This is a genomic window from Paenibacillus thiaminolyticus (assembly GCF_003591545.1).
Taxonomy (GTDB): domain Bacteria; phylum Bacillota; class Bacilli; order Paenibacillales; family Paenibacillaceae; genus Paenibacillus_B; species Paenibacillus_B thiaminolyticus_A.
Window position 1 is genome coordinate 69,694 of record NZ_QYZD01000011.1, and the last position, 17,812, is coordinate 87,505.

A 17,812-nucleotide genomic window follows, 5' to 3' on the forward strand; every position below is an offset into this window, starting at 1 on the left:
ATTCGCAAACAAGTCGGTTACGGGTGGCCCGTCTGGTATCTTCGGCATCTTATCACTGTGTAGGTTAATCATGATCCTTTCACCTTTCTAATGATTGTAAAAATCACGAAAAGAGCGAATCCGGCTCCGGCGTACAAGTAGACAATCGGGAGGAAGCTCCCGAAAACATTAAAACCATACTGCATGATTTGCGTCATATCTAAGCTAAAGCTCATTTACATTCGCCCCCATCGCTTTAGTATGCCGAGGACGGTCACAACACAGACAACAAACGTAATTCCACTCATTAACATGGCCGCTACATAATCACTACCGAATACAAGCGTCATGCCCTCCTTAATCAGTTCAATCATCGTCTCATCAGCTCCATCCAGCGACTAGCCAGCGCTCCAAGCACGAGGATCAAGAAGGGAATGCTAAGATAAAAATAAGTATCAATCAGATTTTTAATATCGAATCGCCTCCCAAATCCATTTGAATGTAAGAAGCAGTAGCAGTGCCGCTAAAAGGATGCAAATAAGGATCTCCCCGACTGTTAGTGAGTGGAATATCTGGAGGTTACCCTCTATATGGCTCTGATAGTAATCAGTTAGCCCGGTAACAACCGTGTCCTTAATGGCATAAATCAATGCCGAATTGTCGCCGTAAACCTCCTGCGTTACCGTCATATCCATAGATGTAACCTCCTATCAAATCATTAGGCAAACAAACCTTTGACGCGGTGGGCAACAAAAAACGCCAGCGGAATAGCTACAGCAAAGGCCAAAATCAGCCAAAAGCTGGAGAACCAGTTAGACGTGCTGGTTGCGACGTCAGCAAGGTCATATTTTAAATCGACTACAGGAATTGCAGAAGCCAATACGTTCACCCCCTTTCAATGGAGTAAGCTTATGTCAGGCTTAGGCTTTCGCCGTCACCGGAAGCTCGAAAGTAACAGGCTCGATAAAACTGAAATTCGAAACCTTTGCTTTTATATTTTTACTAGACATGCTAAAGGTGACAGTCGCTTCATAAAGTCCGGGAACCGTGCCCAACTCATTAAAAAACGAATATTCCATAGTTTCAGCTTTCGGAATCAAACCTTTTTGATTATTCTCCGTGCTAGCAGCTATCGGAACATAGTGCACCTTACAACCTTCAATTTCTCGGCCACTCTTTTCGTCCTCGAACGCGTAACGGCTGGCACCCAATACGACCACCTTCATTTTTTGTTCCATGTGATATCTCCTTTTTGGGTTTTTAATATATTTGAACGGCTAAAAGCCATCGTTCACAATATTGTCACATTTCAATCCAAGTGAATTTTCAGTGCATAACCATGAGAATATTTATTCATATAAATGCATAAATAACAAATAAAAAAGCGCCCACCAGGTCGGCGAGCGCGCATGTAAATAATACCAGAACAAGCGTTCGGTTACGAAATCATATCTTTCGCGATATAATAACCGTAACGAGACACCTGAGGTGATGTCAGATGTCTCCTAGGGAAGAGTTCTGCACTCGCCAAAGTTATCAGAACTTCTTCCCGAATATGTTTTTTCTATATTATACACCTGCCTTACCTTGATAGCAATGATTTTTGGGGATTTTGGCCTATTTTTGGCCGTTTGGGAGAGATGTGTCCGCATCTCTCTTTTTTATGTCCTTCGGAAGGCCGTAAAGGGTCGATACCTTCTCGATTTCTCCTTTTCTAGCGCGCTTGTGTAAGTCCTCTTCTGTTTCTATCAGTTTGGCCAAGCGTTCGGCCAACTGCTTCTCACAGGCCGGGTCCATCAACTGACGTTTGACGTCTACAACTTCGGCAAACTGTTTGCCTGCTTGCTCATCATACTTATTGATATCCTCCAACAGAGTTTGAAACAAGCTCCCATCTTGCAGATTACCACCCATACGGGCCGCGTAACTAGTCAAATATCCTCGCAAACCTGGAATGATAGATTCCATCGTCGGTAACTCCCGTTGCATCTCACGACTGACTTTTGCATCCGTCTCGCTAAATTTCGAAAGACTTAACCACCATGGATGGATAGTCCAACGAGACCGACGATCGTCATCTGGTATACGATAGCTGATCCATTCGGCTGTAAGGTAGTTCCATAAGACCGCCATATATTCAATAGCATCTTCCGCCGTATCTAATTTACGTTGGCCTACTTTAAATTCCGTGAAAAATTCCCTATCGATTTGAAACTCAATATTCCATACCTTCCGAATATTCATACCATTACGTTCCCAGAGCTTGAAAAACCAAACCTTTTTTTTCGCGCGCGCCTCTAGAAATTTGTTATAGCATCTAAGGTAAAGCTTTTGTGTCATTCGAGATCCAATGTTAATACCAGTCGTGACACGATGCGTTTCTCTTGTATCTGCTGACGTATACCGTCCGACAAACTGCTTTGTGTTAAATCCTTCAGGTACATCATCCGTGTGATAGCACAAATCCATTCTATTAATCTTGCTCCGAATATACTTGCAATTCAACACATCCTCCAGCCATTCAATAACCATCCGATATTTTTCATCTAACATCGTTACGCTATAAATATCAGTCCAAAGAAATTGACTCTTAAAATGCACGTAAACCGGAAAAACTTCTTCCTTCTTGCTTCGAAACTTAGCGAGCCGTATTTCTAGATCGTCATTATGGAGTAAGTAGTAGTAGCTGCGGCTGCCGTGGTTCAGCACCCGGAAATTAAACAATCCTAAATCAATGTATCCGTCGTCCGACTTTTCGCGCTGCTCGTCTAGAGCCGCAAATAAGCGCGCTAGGTGCTTGTTTTGCTCTGGGTCGAACACATCCTTTGCATCGGCTCCAGACGCCGCCTGATAGCCCTTAAAATCGACTGTGAAGCTCAACCAATCACAATTAAAAATTCCCATTGTTAAGACCTCCTAACGGTCACATAGAGTAAGTACGGTGCTATCAGTACAAACAAGGCAATGGCTTTAGTTGCTTGCCACATCATAAATCTAAAATCTCTATCAATGCTGATGAGATACAAAAGCACGAAAAAGCTAATCATGCCAACTCCTACAATCACGGCAAACATCGTCAGGGCGACATAGATCCACACCATCAACAATAGCTCCATAACTAAGACCTCCTAATTCCTGTGCGCAATAATTCTGACAAGCATCATATAAATCAATATTGAAAAAAGAACCAAATAAAAATGTTCAGCCAGCCAAAAAAAGAAATCCGGACCAGCAAAAAGCACTGCAATCATCGCAAACATCGGCAGGGCGTAAATACAAAAAATCAACAATAGCTCCATAACTAAGACCTCCTAATCCAAGTTCCGAGCAATTAATAGGGACATCATATAAATAAATATCACCATCACAATCAGCGGAAAATATTCAAACAACCAAAGCACAAACTCAACAATAAAATGCGTTCTTATGTCATCCATTTGGATCCTCCTTATAGGCGACTCCTATTGTCGCGATAGGTTTTATATACTTCCTTCAACACCGGGGTTTATGTTACAACTAAAGAAATGATGATGACACGAGGAGTGACTGGCATGGCGGAAGTGAAGAAAATCGCGGTAATCGCCGGAGACGGCATCGGCCCGGAAGTCGTCCGCGAAGCGGAGAAAGTATTGAAGCGCACGGAGGAGCTGTTCGGCTATGCCTTCGAGACAAGCCACGGCTTGTTCGGCGGCATTGCTATTGACGAGAAGGGAACCCCGCTTCCGGAGGATACGCTTCAGATGTGCCAAGCGGCGGACGCGGTGCTGCTCGGGGCGGTCGGCGGACCGAAATGGGACAGCAATCCGAAGGAGCTCCGTCCGGAGACCGGGTTACTCGGCATTCGCAAGGCGCTTGGCTTGTTCTCGAATATCCGTCCGGCGGTCATCTTCGACTGCTTGAAGGATGCTTCCACCTTGAAGCCGGAAGTGCTGGAGGGAACAGACCTCATCGTTGTGCGCGAGTTGACCGGGGGCATCTATTTCGGCGAGAAGTTGCGCCGCGAGGGCGAGCACGGGCAAGAGGCGGTCGATACCTGCGTCTATAATGTGCAGGAAGTGGAGCGTATCGTGCGCCAGGCGTTCGAGATTGCACAGAAGCGCCGCAAGAAGCTCGCCTCGGTTGACAAGGCGAATGTGCTGGAGACATCACGCCTCTGGCGCGAGACGGTGAATCGTATCGCTCCGGACTATCCGGATGTCGAGCTGGAGCATGTGCTCGTCGACAACTGCGCCATGCAATTACTGCGCCGGCCGTCAAGCTTCGATGTCATCGTGACGGAAAATATGTTCGGAGATATTTTGAGCGATGAAGCCGCCATGCTGACGGGATCCATCGGCATGCTGTCCTCCGCTTCGCTCGGAGAAGGCAGCTTCGGCCTCTACGAGCCGGTTCATGGCTCCGCACCTGACATTGCGGGCCAAGGCGCGGCGAATCCGATCGCGACCATTTTGTCGGTAGCGCTGATGTTCCGCCTCACGTTCGGCTACGAAGATGCCGCGCAATCGATTGAGAACGCGGTCAAGGAAGTGCTGGACGCCGGACACCGCACCGGGGATATCGCGACCGATACATCAAAGGCGATCGGGACGGCGGCGATGGGCGATTTGATTATCGCAGCCATGAAGCGTGCCTGATCGGCATCAGACATGGACAATTCAATGGACAAGTCATAGGAAGGCCTGTCTCCTGACGGGAGGCAAGCATGGAAGCATGCGATTCTTGTATCTGCCGGGTACAAGGGTTGCATGCATTTTTTATTGCTGGTTTTCTTTTAAAAGAAGGATGCGAATTTTTCACTTTTAGGGTTAACCGTCTGCACCGAGAGATTTCCGCTCGACTCGGCGTATCCGTTCTTTTTCCGCTTGCGCGCGAGCGGCACCCGGGGTGGACGTTAGCTTCGTTCACCGCCTGGCCACCGATTAATTACGGCCTGGTGGAAGAGGGGATCGGCGTGCATAAGCATTGCGCTTCGGACTCGGAGCTGACGGATGCGGCCTGTGAATATATCGGGGCGGCGGAGGATGTCCGCCTGCTCTATATCGCCCTGGATGCCCCCGATGCGCTTGGCCACCAGAGCGGGTACGATACGCCTCCGCAGCATCAGGCGATTGCAGTGGCGGAGGAGCGCTTGCTCCGTATTGTGGCCATCGATTGCAGGGGGTGGCTGGAGGACAGTCTCATCCTGTTCGTCACCGATCATGGTGGCGGCGGGGAGAATGCCTATAATCACGGAAGCGATCATCCGATGGATTGGACGATCTTCTGGGCGGCAATCGGACCGTACGTCAACCCGAACGCCAATCTGGAAGGCTTGACCTTCAAGGATACGGCTGCCGTCGTGGCAGCAGCCCTAGGCTATAGACCATAGGCAACGGATAGTTATGGCAAAGACGTGAAAAAACGCTAGATAGACGCTGGCACTTCATGGCGCTTAACGGGTAAATGAACGGCGCGTCAATCCAGACAGCGCCTGAAGGAGCTCCTGTGCCGCATTGTCGGGCGAGAAATGCGCCATTGTATGCTGCTTCGCGATCTGTCCCTTCAGCGTGGCCTCGTCATAGTGCGACAGGACGTGGCGCAGAATGCGCTGCAGTTCGCTGCCCGACGGCTCCGCCCACAGCTGATCGGCTTGATACCCGCTGTAATAATGCTGCGGCTTGACGGGCACCAGATGATAGGGGATGACGTAGCTGTTGTACTCATTTAAGAAATCCATATGGCCGCCCCATCCGGTCGTAATAACCGGGACGCCTCTCATCGCCGCTTCCAGCGCCGGATATCCGACGCCCTCTCCCCGGCTTGACAGGACGAAGGCATGGCTGTTCCGGTATAACGCATCCATTTCCAGCTCGCTGCGAAGCTCCAGATCAATATAGACCGGAGCGGGAACATGGGGAAGCCGCTGTTCCTGCTTCAGCCGCTCGACTTCCTGCAGCACGTCTGCGTTGCCGGCCGATTTGATAATGAGGCATACTTGATCGGCCGCCGTGAACTCGTTCCAGAATGCCTTCAACAGCACGTCGATTCCCTTGCGCTCAATCCAGGAGCAGACGCTGAGGAATCGAAACGGGGGCAAGGCGTGAATATAGGGCGGCGCAGCCTGAGGGGAAGGCGGACGGTACGGCTCCATCAAGCATGGCCGTATGTAAACCAAGGGTACTGTAACGCCTGAATTGCGGAATACGCTGATATTATGCGTGCTGGGTAAAAATACGCCGTTCATTTGATTCGCTTGCCGAACCCAAGAGTCCGGTATTTTTGAGGTTTCCCAATAGGTGAATCCCAAGGAGGGACGAATTCTTCTTCGCCACAGCTCTGGAATGTAGTGATAAATATGAATCCGCGGTCCGACTGTCGGAGGCTTGGCCTTCAGATGCTCCAAGACGTCCCGCTGGTCCCGCGGAAGCTCGGTTGGAGGAAGGGCGGAATGGCTGATGAGCTTCACGTCGGCTCCGCGAGCGTGGAGAGCCATCACATATTGCCTTGTCGCCTTCGCATAACCGGTCGAATCGAATGCATTGCCGTGCCACACAATTTGAGCCATCGAACATTGCCTCCCTTACGTTTCCATTCTTAATCATCAGTAATTTTATTATTGTATACACGCGGCATGGAGGATGACGCTGTCCGTACATTTCCGGGCTATGCCCCGCATATTCATTAAGGATGCTGAGGATGGAATTCTGAACAAGGTTCATATGCAGCGAGGAGGACCGGCGATATGAAGATTGTGATATGGTGCGCAAATCTGATTTCCGTAGGCGGGGGGGCCCGGCTGCTGTCGAATTTGCTGCCTGCCATGGCCAGGCAAGCAGGCATCGAGCGGGTCAGGCTCGTCATCTCCGCCGAGACGCGATTCCGCGAGCGTGTGAACGGCATAAGCTATCCGAATATGGAGATTGCCTATTTCAGTGGAAGCATTCAGTCGGCGGAAGGGCAGGCCCTTCTTCAGGATACGCATGTCGTTTATTTTTTTTGGCCGCATGGGCCCGAATATGTTCCGATTGGGATGCCGACGATCTGCACCTTCCATGATACGACGGTGCTGGATTATGTGCCTCCGTTTTTAAGCGGCTCCGTCGTGACGCATGTCTGGAGGGCCGCCAAGGAATGGTTGGATAACATGACGTCAGTCGTCGTCTCCTCCCATCATGTCAAGGGCAGGCTAATTCAGCATTTCGGCCCTGCATGCGAAGCCGCCACCGTGATCGAGCATGCGATAGTGCCTGCCCCGACATTGGAGGCAGGTGAATTGAGTCCTGGCCTTGCTGCCCGCATCCCGCAGCACTATATTTTGTACCCGAGCAATATTTCTCCGCACAAAAACCATTACAATCTGCTGCTGGCTTACTCCCGGTTTCGCGAAAAGCATCCTATTCCGCTTATTTTGTTCGGGCATAATACGGAGCTGCTGCGAAGCGTGCCGCCGCTCTGGCCGGATCAGCTGTACATTCCGACACTGGTGTCGCTCATCCACCGGACGGGTCTTAGGCTGGACGATCATATTTATCCGCTCGGCTTCGTCCCGGACAACGATGTCATTCCGCTCGTGCGCCAGGCTCAGGCGCTGATTATGCCGAGCCTGTCGGAAGGCGGCGGGAGCTACCCCGTGGAAGAAGCATTGAAGCTGGGCGTGCCAGTGCTGTGCTCCGACATCCCTGTCATGCGCGAGCATCTGTCAAGGCATAGCGCCGAGGTCGTCTGGTTCGACCCGGAATCGCCAGACGCTATCGCAAGGGCGCTTGAACAGCTGTTCGGCAATTACGCGCATTATAAAGCTTCCGCGATGGCTGGCATCCACGATCCTTCCGAGACTTGGGACGATATCGCCCTTAAATACATTCTCGTCTTCCATCGCGCCTACCAGAAATATCACCGTATATAAGGGCGGATGTAAAGGCAGACGCTTCTCAGCCGCCTGCCGCCGCGACGTGCTGGATAAGGGCGTAATATTCGGCGGCGACATCGTTCCAGGAGCGCTGCATCGCCTGGGTTATCGCGGACTGCTGACGCGGCAGCAATTGATTCCGGTGCAGCCACAGCCCGCGGATAGCAGCCTCCATTTCCTCCAGCGAATACGGATTGAAGGCCAGAAATCCTTCCATATCCTGAATCAGTTCTTTCGTAACTTCAAGCTGGCTGACAGCTACCGGAGTTCCCATCGTCAATGATTCCAGTATCGGAAATGGGCAACTGCCCTCGAACAGCGTGGGGACAATGGTGCCGACTGAATACTGATACAAAGAAGGAATATGGGATTTTGGAATGCGGCCGATAAAGCGGACACTGCTCCGGATTTCCTTATTCCGGCACTGCTGAAGAAGCTGCATCACTTCGGCTCGCTTCGGGTTGTTGACCAAGTCGTCCGTGAACACGAGACGCAGGCGAGATACGAATCCGTCTGGCGAATGCCTGTAACGGAGAAAGGCGGCGATGAGGCGCTCGAAGTTTTTGTGAAGACGGAGGACCGTCGGGAATACAATATAAGGCTCGAAGAGCTGATAGGCCGCCCGGAATGCCGCTTCGGGAACAGGCGGGAAGGACTGGTATTCGCTGCTGGGCGGGGCCAGCCGAATGACGTGGGTCTTGGCCAGAGGCGTTCCTCCCAGGGCAACCGCGTGATGCAGCCGGACATATTGAGAGCTCGATACGATGGCCGCAGCCCTCTCCATTACATAATAGGCAGTGCGGTTCACCCGGTCGCAGAACTCCGCGTGATATGTGTAATATAACTCCGAAAATTGGTGATGGACGAGATCATGAAGGCATAGGATGTACGGCTTCTTCAGATGCAGGGCCAGATCGAGCGAGACGATCGGGACGATCCAGATGTCGACGGGAACATGATCGTTGATCCAGCCCATGTTATTGGAGCCGACAATCCGGCAGCGGCCCGGAAAGCGGGCATTCAAGCCATTGAAGGTGTTGCGGGTGTCCGCTTCATTATAATGTGTAGCTGCAATATGGACGACCGTATCGTGCCGTATCGTCAGCAAGCCCTCGATAAGCCGGTACAGAAATCTTCCGATCCCTTCGCCGTCGAGGGCCAGGGGATGGGGGTAGCCCAGGAAGATGCCGATTTGCGTCACGGGGGAGCTTCCTCCCCATCCCGCCGCAGCTGCCGGCTGCGGCTGCAGCGGAAGGTCAGGGAGAACCGGCCCGGACAGAAGCCGCTGGCATTCCTCCGATTTGGCGAAGGCACTCAGCAGGGTCTTGCGCGAGGCGCCGGAAGAGAGAGTGCGCGAATGACCCTCCAACCCGGCTGGATCAGGGGCACGCCCGAGCAGTTCTGCATATAAAGAGTGAAGGAAAAAGAGCGGTTCGGCAATATAAAAGGATTGAACACGGCTAGCGATGGTGCCCTGCTGCTGAGGAATCAGCGAGATGGCCGGGCGGTGATACAGCTGTTCGGCTTCTTCACTGCACAGAACGCTCATCGCGATCCAGGACTTGTCTGTTCGCAGGGATAGAAGACTAACGTAATGATGCAGCTCGGCTTCGCCCGGCTCACGGTGAAGCATCTGAAGGTACATATGTCGGACAAAATCATTCCCTTCCCGTCTCATCAGCTCATATAGATGATGAATGATTCGATAATGACGGCTCAACCTTCTCCCTCCCTTCCCAGCTCTAGGATTCCTTGTCTAACACGCGCTGCAGCTTCCCGCCGATCCAATGAATGTCCTCTTCGGTCAATTCCCCGTGGCTCGGCAAGTTCATCCCTTGCGCAGCGATTCGGTTCGCTACCGGGAACTCCGTATGCGGCTGCAGATGCCGATACGGCGGAAGAATGTGCATCGGGTAGAAGAACGGTCTCGTCTCGATGCCATCCTCCTTCAACCGCTCCATGACCCGGTCGCGGGTCGCTTCCGGGAACCCGTTCAATACGACGCTCATCATCCAATAGACGTTTTTGGACCATACCTTCTGGACCGGAAGCGTGATCCGTTCATCATATTGCAAGCTGTCGTAGTAATGCATTGCAACCCGAATACGCTGCTGTATATGCCAATCGATATTTTCCAGCTGCGCACAGCCGATCGCGGCCTGGATATTGGTCATGCGATAATTGTAGCCAATGACCGTATGCCAATATTTTCGGGACTTATCCATGCCCTGCCCTTTGAACAGGCGAATTTTCTCGGCAATATCGTCATTATCCGTGGTAATGATGCCGCCTTCGCCCGTCGTAATGATTTTATTGCCGAATAAGCTGAAGGCGGCCGTATGGCCGAGAGAGCCCGCTCTTCTTCCTTTGTATTCGGCGCCGATGGCTTCGGCGGCATCCTCGATGACAAATAAATCATGCTCCTGTGCCGCTTGCATAATCGGATCCATATGAGCGGGATGCCCGTATAGATGGACGGCAATAATGCCCTTCGTTCGGGGCGTAATCTTGCGCACGACCGCCTCGGGATCTATGTTCCAGGTCTCCGGCTCCGAGTCGGCGAACACCGGTGTCGCTCCGCAATACACGACGGCATTCGCGGTAGCGGCGAATGTCAGCGTCGGGACAATTACTTCATCCCCCGGCCCGACTCCGTGCGCGATGAGCGCCAGATGGAGCGCGGTCGTACCGTTGCTGCAGGTAATTGCATACTTCGTCTGGCAGAAAGCGGCGAATTGCTGCTCGAACATGCCCAGATACGAACCGTTGGAAGAAATCCACGTCGAATCGAGACAATCGGCTACATATTTTTTTTCATTCCCGTTCAGAACCGGAGCTGCTATAGGATAATATTTCTTCATGTATCTCCCTCCGACATTCAAGACTGCTTAACGATCAAAATATTTGATGACGCGGGCCGGCACCCCTACGGCGAGGCAGTGATCGGGAATATTGCGGACGACAACGGCGCCTGCCCCCAGAACCGACCATGCTCCGACCGCGATGCCGTCAATCACCTGGGTTCCGGTCCCAAGAAAGGAGCCTTCCCCGATCTGCACGTTGCCGGATAAATGGCTTCCCGGAGCGATATGGCATGCTTCTCCGATAACGGATTCGTGATCGACAGATGCGCCGGTGTTGACGATGGCATAATCCTGTATGCAGGCTTCCGCATTGACCACCGCCCCGGGCATAATGGCGATGCCTGACCCAAGGCTTGCCGAGGGGGAAATATAGGCGTATCGGCTGAGTGCGTTGATAAGGGTGTAGCCGATGTCCGCGGCGATGCGGGCCATCTTCCTGCGAATGCGGTTGTCGCCGATGGCCACGAATGCCTGATGGACCCCTTGCGCATACATCTCCGGCAGGATCGAATCATCCCCCAGGACGGGAACTCCGCCCACGCAGCCGCTTCCGGCCACGGAAGTGCAGCCGACAAGGTCGACGGCGGGATCGGCGCGAAGAATGTCAATGATGACTCTGGCATGCCCTCCCGCCCCGATAACGATTGTCCGCTGGCTGTCAGACAAGGCTCATTCCTCCTGTCAATCGGATTGGATATGGTATGTGTATGATTCCAAGCTAGCAGAAGACTAGGCCATCGGTAGTATGAGAGACAAATTAGTTATTTGTCGATAGAGAGAAGGGGACTGGTACGGACAGCATTGATAACGGCATGGGGCAGCTAGATTCCTGCCATATGAAGCACGCGCTTCAGCTTGTCAATGTCTACGATCAGGTTATCGGCCCCGCCAACCGGCTTCGGCGGCTGCTCGATATTACAGAGCACCTCGAAGTAGTTCATCCCGGCATGATTGCTTATTTTCCAGAAGTAACCATCCATAACCGTAACAGGCGTCAGTTCAATCAGGGTAGAGCCTGGATTGCAAAACACGGTATTAATGCTTCCGCTTCCGAACGGAGAGACGATAATGTGAGCGGAAGAATAGATTGCAATTTTATCCGCCGTGGACAGCGGGGTCAGCACAATGCGGACAAAGCCTAACTCGGCCAGCACTTGCATAACTTCCTCTTCATTGATGACGTGACGGACGTGCGCATCCTGCCGGCTGACATAGATTCGTTCATAGCCGGGACGGGGAGGAATGGAATGAGCGTCTTTCAGGCGGGAGCGGATGAACGGATTGGCCCAACGGGGACATCCGCCCAGAACGAACGGGACGGCAGGCACGACCAGCTTGCGCGCGGCCAGATGGAAGTCGTTCCGGTCAACTTGAATTAACTTATCCATTGGAAAACCGAGCATTTGCAGCGATTCATATTGAAAGGGATGAGTCAGTTGCCCAATCAAATATTTGTCGATAGCGATTCCGCTCTGTTCCAGCAGATGAATTCGAGGCAAAATGTCAAAAAACCAATGCCCGAAAATGGCATGTGTATATGCGGAACCGGGAATATTCCAGCCCCACATCAACGTGGCCACGGTTTCGGTTGTATATTGCGGCGGAGGAAGCTCGTTGAACGGGTAGGGATAGGCAAGTTCCACGTCAAGAAGCCGGCGGTGGTCGGGGGTAACAACGTACCCGCACCCCGTCATGACTCTTCCTTCCGGGATGACTGCCACGAAGGCCTCATCGAAGCGGCATAGCGGTGGCCAACGGGGCAAGTCCACCCCTTTGGGCGCAGGCAAGACGGCGGTTTCCTCCGGGTAAATGATTTTGTACCGCTCTTGCAGCGATTGAATATCAAAGGCATACCCGGCAGCCCAGTCTCGCGTCCGGTGATAGTAAAGATTCGGGATTGTATTCATTAATCCAGCCCTCCTTGTGCAGATTGGCTGCTGTCTTGCGGCAGAGGAACGGGTAACGCCCCAGAAGTCCGTCTACAGTTGTCTCGCGGCATAGTTCACCACAAGCGCTTCCTGATTCTCGATCAGCGGCAGCCAATCGGCAGGACATCCTTTGGGGAACAGAACGCCAAGTCCGCATGAATGAGTGAATGTGATATGGGGATGTCCCTGAAGCTCTTCCCACAGCCGGTATACACCGAAATCTCCCATGCGGATGACAATGTCATGGAACAATACGATTCCGTTCCGGGCCAGCTTCGGAAGCCAAGTTATATAGTCATTACGAACCGCTTCGTAGGTATGATACCCGTCAATATGGAGGATGTCGATAAATCCGTCTGCGAAATAATTTGCGGCTCCGTTGAAGTCGCTCCGCACCAAGATGCCGATATGCGGAAATTCGCGGGCCGTAACGGCCTGAACCGCATGAAAGACGCTATCGTTATAGATGCCGACATGCGGATCGCCCCGCCACGAATCGATGGCGAAGCAGTGGGAGTTCAGTTGTCCGTCCTTCACCGCCTGACAGAAGGCGAAGAACGAGGTCCCGTACAAGGTGCCCAATTCCGCGATGATGCGAGGCCGGGTGAAGCGGATCAGATCATACGCGAACCGGCGATGGCCGGTCCAGGCCCCATTCGTCATGAAAAGTTGCGGCAGCTCCGGTGCGGAATCTGACGCGAACACGGGCTGGTGATAGTTCCATTCCATCCTGAAACACCGCCTTTATATTTATAGAATAGTAGAGTCATTGAATAGAGTATGCAGGGGGAGGAAAGGCGGCAAGGGCAGCTAAAAGGGGGGGAGAAGCACAATTCGGACGTGGTTGCCGCGACGGGGAGAGAGCGGAAAGCGGGCAGGAGAAGAGGGGGGCGAATGTCAGCCCGGAAGGGGCCCAAATAACTGGTAGCGAAGGGGAAAGCATCTGGTTGTGAACGAATCGAAGGGGGACATATCGGTCCGGGGCAATCTGCCCGCGGGACTTTGCCCTCTTGGGCTTGTCTTATACAGGGAAGGGGTGCCATACTATGTATATCAATCATGGGAGGTGTTACGATGGATCAGCGTGCCATCACAGCGGAAGATTTATACCGGTTCGTATGGGTAAGCGATCCGGCCGTCAATCCGCAGGACGGAACGATTGCTTATGTATCGAAGCAGGTCAATGAGGAGAAGAGCGGATACCGCTCACGCATACATATCACGGCAGCAGACGGAACCAAGAGCAAGGCATTCACGAACGGAGAGCAGGACAGCGCGCCTGTCTGGTCGCCGGACGGGACGAAGCTGGGCTTCCTGCGCAAGAAGGGGAAGCACCAACAGATTTGGACGATGGCTGCCGATGGCGGCGAAGCGGAAGCGATTACGGACGCGGAGTCCGGCGTCAGCGCATTTGCCTGGTCACCGGACGGTTCCCGCCTGTTATATACATCAAGCATCGATCCGGCTAAGCGCGAAGAGAAGGAGCAGCAGGAAGACGGCCAGAAGAAGCCAGGCAAGCAGGCGCTCGTCGTCGATCGGCTGAAATACAAGGCGGACGGCAAAGGATTGCTGGACGGCAAGCGCACGCATTTATTTGTTTTTCATCCCGAATCGGGCTCGACCGTTCAATTGACTTCCGGAGCTTACGATATCTATGATTTCACCTGGTCGCCGGACGGCGTTCATGCCGCCTTCTCCGCCAAGCGCATAGAGGATGAAGCAGTCGACCCGGATCTCGTCTTCACGCAAGACATCTTCATCGTGAACTGCGAGGACCACTCTTGCCGCCGCGTGACCGAATCCGGTCTTGTCATCGGCAAGCTCGCCTTCTCGCCTGACGGACAGACGATCGCGTTCTTCGGTCATGACCGCCAATATGAGAACGCGACCTTAATCCGCCTCTTTGCCGTACCGGCCGCGGGGGGAGCCACCGTGTGCGTAACCGCCGATCTCGATCTGTATCTCGGCAATGCGGCCGTGACCGACATGAAGGCGGGCGGGTCTTCTGCTCCCGTCTTCACGCCGGACGGTTCCGCCGTCTACTCGCTCGTCTCGGCGGAAGGCAGCGTTCAGGTCGCCCGCTTCCCGCTGAAGGGAGGCTATGAGGTGCTGACCTCCGGCGATCGGGAGATTACCCAATTTACGGTGACGAAGGATGGGCGGCGGCTCGTCTTCATCTCGGCCGATCCGCTGCAGCCGGGAGAGCTGTTCGTGATGGATACGCGTACGGGCGAAGAGCGCCGGCTGGCCGCCCCGAATGAAGACTTCCTGGCGGAGCTGGAGTTGTGCCGGCCGGAATCGTTCTGGATCGAGACCTCCGACGGCTGGAAGGTGCATGCGTGGATGATGAAGCCGCCAGGGGTGTCGGCGGGAGACAAGGTGCCGACGATTGTCGAGATTCACGGCGGTCCGCATACGATGTACGCGAATTCGTTCGTGCATGAATTCCAGCTGCTTGTCGCCCAGGGCTACGCGGTGCTGTATACGAATCCGCGCGGCAGTCACGGCTACGGACAGAAATTCGTCGATGCTTGCCGTGGAGACTATGGAGGGAAGGATTACGAGGACATTATGGAGGCGCTGGATCAGGCCATCGCCCGCCACGATTTCGTGGATGAAGAGCGGCTCGGCGTCACCGGCGGCAGCTACGGCGGCTTCATGACCAACTGGATTGTCGGCCATACGAACCGCTTCAAGGGCGCCGTCACCCAGCGCTCGATCTCGAACTGGTTCTCCTTCTATGGCGTCAGCGATATCGGCTACTACTTCACCGAGTATCAGATCTGCGCCCAGCCGTGGGAGGAGCCGGAGAAGCTGTGGAGGCATTCTCCGCTCGCTTATGTAAATGAGGTGCAGACGCCGCTGCTGATTCTGCACGGAGAGGACGATCTGCGCTGCCCTATCGAGCAGGCCGAGCAGCTGTACGTGGCCTTGAAGCGTCTGGGCAAGACAACCCAACTGGTGCGGTTCCCGGGCGCGAACCACGATCTGTCGCGCAACGGGCATCCCGAGCTGCGCGTAGAGCGCCTGAACCGGATTGCCGGCTGGATGAAGCAATACGTTTAAGGCCGGCCTGCGCCCGCATGGCCGCAGGCCGCGATGGGCCGCATGCGATCGGAGCATGCGGCCTTTTTGCCGTTGTTGCGGTCGGGCGGTGTGTAGGACGCCTTCTCAGACACCGGGATGAAAGTTTGTATCAATTGATTGAGGGACGTTTCAGACACCGGCATGAAATTTCGCATGAATTGCGGGACGTCTCGGACACCGGCATGAAAATTCGTATGAATTGCGGGACGTCTCGGGCTCCGGCATGAAAATTCGTATGAATTGCGGGACGTCCTGGACTCCGGCATGAAAATTCGTATGAATTTCGGGACGTCTCGGACACCGGGATGAAATTTAGTATAAATTGAAGGGAGTCTCGGACACCGAAGCCGATATTTTGCGGGATGATGAGCAGGGAGCGACGGGGCCGACAGAGAAGGCGGAAGGGAAAAATGTGTCGGAAAAACGGAAGCGGGAAAAGCGGCAAAAGATGATGGGCCAGTAAAATCCTGCGCCAATGCAGCAATTTTCGCTATTTGAGGCGTTATTGGATGGAATTCCTGCTAAAATACATTATTTTCATCCATTTTTATCTATTATCCATCAGATATCCCGAAATTGATGCTGTTTTGCAGGAAGTCCTCTAACGGAGCACACGGCACAAGGAAAAACTGCATTTTCGCAGTTTTTTTCGGCCAGTCGAGCTGTGAGGAGTGGGGATGGGGCTGTCTCTTGGAGATAAAAAGGGATAGCCTCATCCTCTATTGGGCCAATCGGAGATTACGAGTTTGCCTTTTTTCATCATTGCCTTAGAGTGGCGGTTCCGCCGGGACCAGAAGCGGCGGGATATGATGCCCGCTCATGCTGCCGGTGCCCGGAACAGCCGTCCGCTACAGCCGTCGCGCTACATCTGTCCGCTACATCTGTCCGCTACATCTGTCTGCTACAGCTGCCGCTTTCCCTCTGCCGTCCACGCCGGGCGCACCCATAACGCCGTTACATCGGGGAAGGCGAAGGGATCGAATTGAATGTGCCGCAGCATCAGATCGAAGCGATGCTGATGCCGCGGATGATACAGAAAGACGAGCAGCATGTTGTCATGAAGATAGCGGATAATATTATCGCCAAGCGCTTCCCCCGCGAGAGGAGCCGCTTGCTTCATCTGTTCCAGCATCCCGTCGATGGGGTCGATATGCTCGTCAGCCATCCATTTTCGCAAAGGAAGCACCGGGTTATGGAAGGCTCCCATCATGGACAGAAGCGGGTCATGCGTCGAGACGTAACCGGACAAGATTAAGTCCATCCGCTCTCCGGCAGAGCTGTCATACAGCTCGTCGAGCGTATACGGATGAAGAACCAGATTGAGCCCGATCCGTGCCGCCCGCCGCTTCAGCCAGAGCCCCTCCTCCCATGCCGCAGGCAGATCTAGCAGGGATAGATGTACTTCTCCGCCCTGATAGCTGCTCTGGGCAAGCCAGTGCCGGGCCTGCCGCAGGCTCCGTGCGAACGGCTTACTCTTTTCCAGAACAAAATGCGAGGCCGGAACGAGCCCGCTTCGGCCCAGATCGCGCCACATCCCTTCCACGTCGCATAGCTCATGAATGGCGTGCCGCAGCGCCCGGTCCTGCATCAGCCTGGCGTGCCTCGTATTGAACAACAGGAAGCGGAAGCCTTGCTCGACCCGCTCCTCCACGGCCGCATGCTCTATCTCCTTGCCTTCATCGCCGGTTCTCATCGCTTCAGATTGGGCGCCGGTCCCGGCCAGGCGGTAGCCGATCTGATGGGCGGCATCCGCCCGCACATGCCAAAATTGGACGGTGTCAATATAAGGCCGCAGCCCAAAATAATCATCGAACGCTTCCAGCACGGCTTTGAGCCGATTGCATTCGGTGAGCATATACGGGCCGGTTCCGATGAAATGCCTGCCATGAACAGGGGCATCCTCCGCCACGATCGTCGTCGGCGCCGCAGCCAGGAAGCGGCCGAACATCGGGTTTGGGCGCTTCAGAACAATCCGGACGATGAGTGGGTTCATGCAGTCGACAGTGCCGATATCCTCGGCCAGCCACTGGTTGGCGCAGTTCGGGTGCATCAACCGTTCCAGGCTG

18 protein-coding genes are annotated in these 17,812 nt (G+C 53.7%); 5 read left to right on the plus strand and 13 right to left on the minus strand.

Translation table 11 applies throughout. From position 1 onward, the window contains the following. Window positions 1–446 precede the first annotated feature (446 nt). From DQX05_RS13845 to DQX05_RS30775, 6 genes are all read right to left on the minus strand, one after another. On the minus strand, window positions 447–674 hold the full coding sequence (locus tag DQX05_RS13845) for a hypothetical protein (RefSeq protein ID WP_119794174.1): 228 nt from the start codon (window positions 672–674) through the stop codon (window positions 447–449). Between the two features lie 23 nt (window positions 675–697). Continuing rightward, window positions 698–859 carry a hypothetical protein gene (locus DQX05_RS30770; RefSeq protein WP_182914749.1) on the minus strand — a complete coding sequence of 54 codons (162 nt, stop codon included), beginning with the start codon at window positions 857–859 and terminating at the stop codon, window positions 698–700. 40 nt (window positions 860–899) lie between these two features. Further along, entirely contained in the window at window positions 900–1,217 is a 318-nt protein-coding gene (locus DQX05_RS13850; RefSeq protein ID WP_119794175.1) for a hypothetical protein, read from the minus strand. Between the two features lie 379 nt (window positions 1,218–1,596). Continuing rightward, entirely contained in the window at window positions 1,597–2,883 is a 1,287-nt protein-coding gene (locus DQX05_RS13855) for a hypothetical protein (RefSeq protein WP_119794176.1), read from the minus strand. A 2-nt stretch (window positions 2,884–2,885) separates the two neighbouring features. Further along, window positions 2,886–3,095, minus strand: coding sequence for a hypothetical protein (locus DQX05_RS13860; protein ID WP_119794177.1), 210 nt, complete (start codon window positions 3,093–3,095; stop codon window positions 2,886–2,888). Between the two features lie 12 nt (window positions 3,096–3,107). Then, window positions 3,108–3,278 carry a hypothetical protein gene (locus tag DQX05_RS30775; protein ID WP_182914742.1) on the minus strand — a complete coding sequence of 57 codons (171 nt, stop codon included), beginning with the start codon at window positions 3,276–3,278 and terminating at the stop codon, window positions 3,108–3,110. Between the two features lie 252 nt (window positions 3,279–3,530). On the opposite strand from DQX05_RS30775, the gene leuB reads away from it, so the two are divergent. Together leuB and DQX05_RS30300 are read left to right on the plus strand one after the other, a co-directional pair. Then, complete coding sequence (gene leuB, locus DQX05_RS13865; RefSeq protein ID WP_119794178.1) at window positions 3,531–4,613, plus strand: 3-isopropylmalate dehydrogenase; 1,083 nt, start codon at window positions 3,531–3,533, stop codon at window positions 4,611–4,613. Window positions 4,614–4,681: 68 nt separating this feature from the next. Beyond that, window positions 4,682–5,347 (plus strand): alkaline phosphatase family protein, encoded by a 666-nt coding sequence (locus tag DQX05_RS30300; protein ID WP_147385185.1) that lies wholly within the window; start codon window positions 4,682–4,684, stop codon window positions 5,345–5,347. Between the two features lie 63 nt (window positions 5,348–5,410). On the opposite strand, the gene DQX05_RS13875 is transcribed toward DQX05_RS30300, so the two are convergent. After that, window positions 5,411–6,523, minus strand: a complete 1,113-nt coding sequence (locus DQX05_RS13875) for a glycosyltransferase family 4 protein (protein ID WP_119794180.1) — start codon at window positions 6,521–6,523, stop codon at window positions 5,411–5,413. 177 nt (window positions 6,524–6,700) lie between these two features. Between DQX05_RS13875 and DQX05_RS13880 the strand changes: the two genes are divergently transcribed. Further along, complete coding sequence (locus tag DQX05_RS13880; protein ID WP_119794181.1) at window positions 6,701–7,864, plus strand: glycosyltransferase family 4 protein; 1,164 nt, start codon at window positions 6,701–6,703, stop codon at window positions 7,862–7,864. A 25-nt stretch (window positions 7,865–7,889) separates the two neighbouring features. Here DQX05_RS13880 and DQX05_RS13885 read toward each other — a convergent pair whose 3' ends face one another. The 5 genes from DQX05_RS13885 to DQX05_RS13905 form a co-directional block, all read right to left on the minus strand. Then, window positions 7,890–9,587, minus strand: a complete 1,698-nt coding sequence (locus DQX05_RS13885; protein WP_119794182.1) for a DUF4214 domain-containing protein — start codon at window positions 9,585–9,587, stop codon at window positions 7,890–7,892. A 22-nt stretch (window positions 9,588–9,609) separates the two neighbouring features. Next, window positions 9,610–10,728, minus strand: coding sequence for a DegT/DnrJ/EryC1/StrS family aminotransferase (locus DQX05_RS13890; RefSeq protein WP_119794183.1), 1,119 nt, complete (start codon window positions 10,726–10,728; stop codon window positions 9,610–9,612). Between the two features lie 27 nt (window positions 10,729–10,755). Beyond that, on the minus strand, window positions 10,756–11,397 hold the full coding sequence (locus DQX05_RS13895; RefSeq protein ID WP_119794184.1) for an acetyltransferase: 642 nt from the start codon (window positions 11,395–11,397) through the stop codon (window positions 10,756–10,758). 155 nt (window positions 11,398–11,552) lie between these two features. Beyond that, a complete protein-coding gene (locus DQX05_RS13900; protein WP_119794185.1) occupies window positions 11,553–12,638 on the minus strand; it encodes a glycosyltransferase family 61 protein in 1,086 nt (361 codons plus the stop codon). Between the two features lie 72 nt (window positions 12,639–12,710). Beyond that, window positions 12,711–13,388 (minus strand): class I SAM-dependent methyltransferase, encoded by a 678-nt coding sequence (locus DQX05_RS13905; protein ID WP_119794186.1) that lies wholly within the window; start codon window positions 13,386–13,388, stop codon window positions 12,711–12,713. A gap of 345 nt (window positions 13,389–13,733) precedes the next feature. Between DQX05_RS13905 and DQX05_RS13910 the strand changes: the two genes are divergently transcribed. Both DQX05_RS13910 and DQX05_RS30780 read left to right on the plus strand, forming a co-directional pair. Further along, a complete protein-coding gene (locus DQX05_RS13910; protein WP_119794187.1) occupies window positions 13,734–15,725 on the plus strand; it encodes a S9 family peptidase in 1,992 nt (663 codons plus the stop codon). A 343-nt stretch (window positions 15,726–16,068) separates the two neighbouring features. Beyond that, window positions 16,069–16,209 (plus strand): hypothetical protein, encoded by a 141-nt coding sequence (locus tag DQX05_RS30780; protein WP_182914743.1) that lies wholly within the window; start codon window positions 16,069–16,071, stop codon window positions 16,207–16,209. Between the two features lie 438 nt (window positions 16,210–16,647). Here DQX05_RS30780 and DQX05_RS32065 read toward each other — a convergent pair whose 3' ends face one another. Further along, a complete protein-coding gene (locus DQX05_RS32065) occupies window positions 16,648–17,796 on the minus strand; it encodes an ABC transporter substrate-binding protein (protein WP_259391981.1) in 1,149 nt (382 codons plus the stop codon). Window positions 17,797–17,812 lie beyond the last annotated feature (16 nt).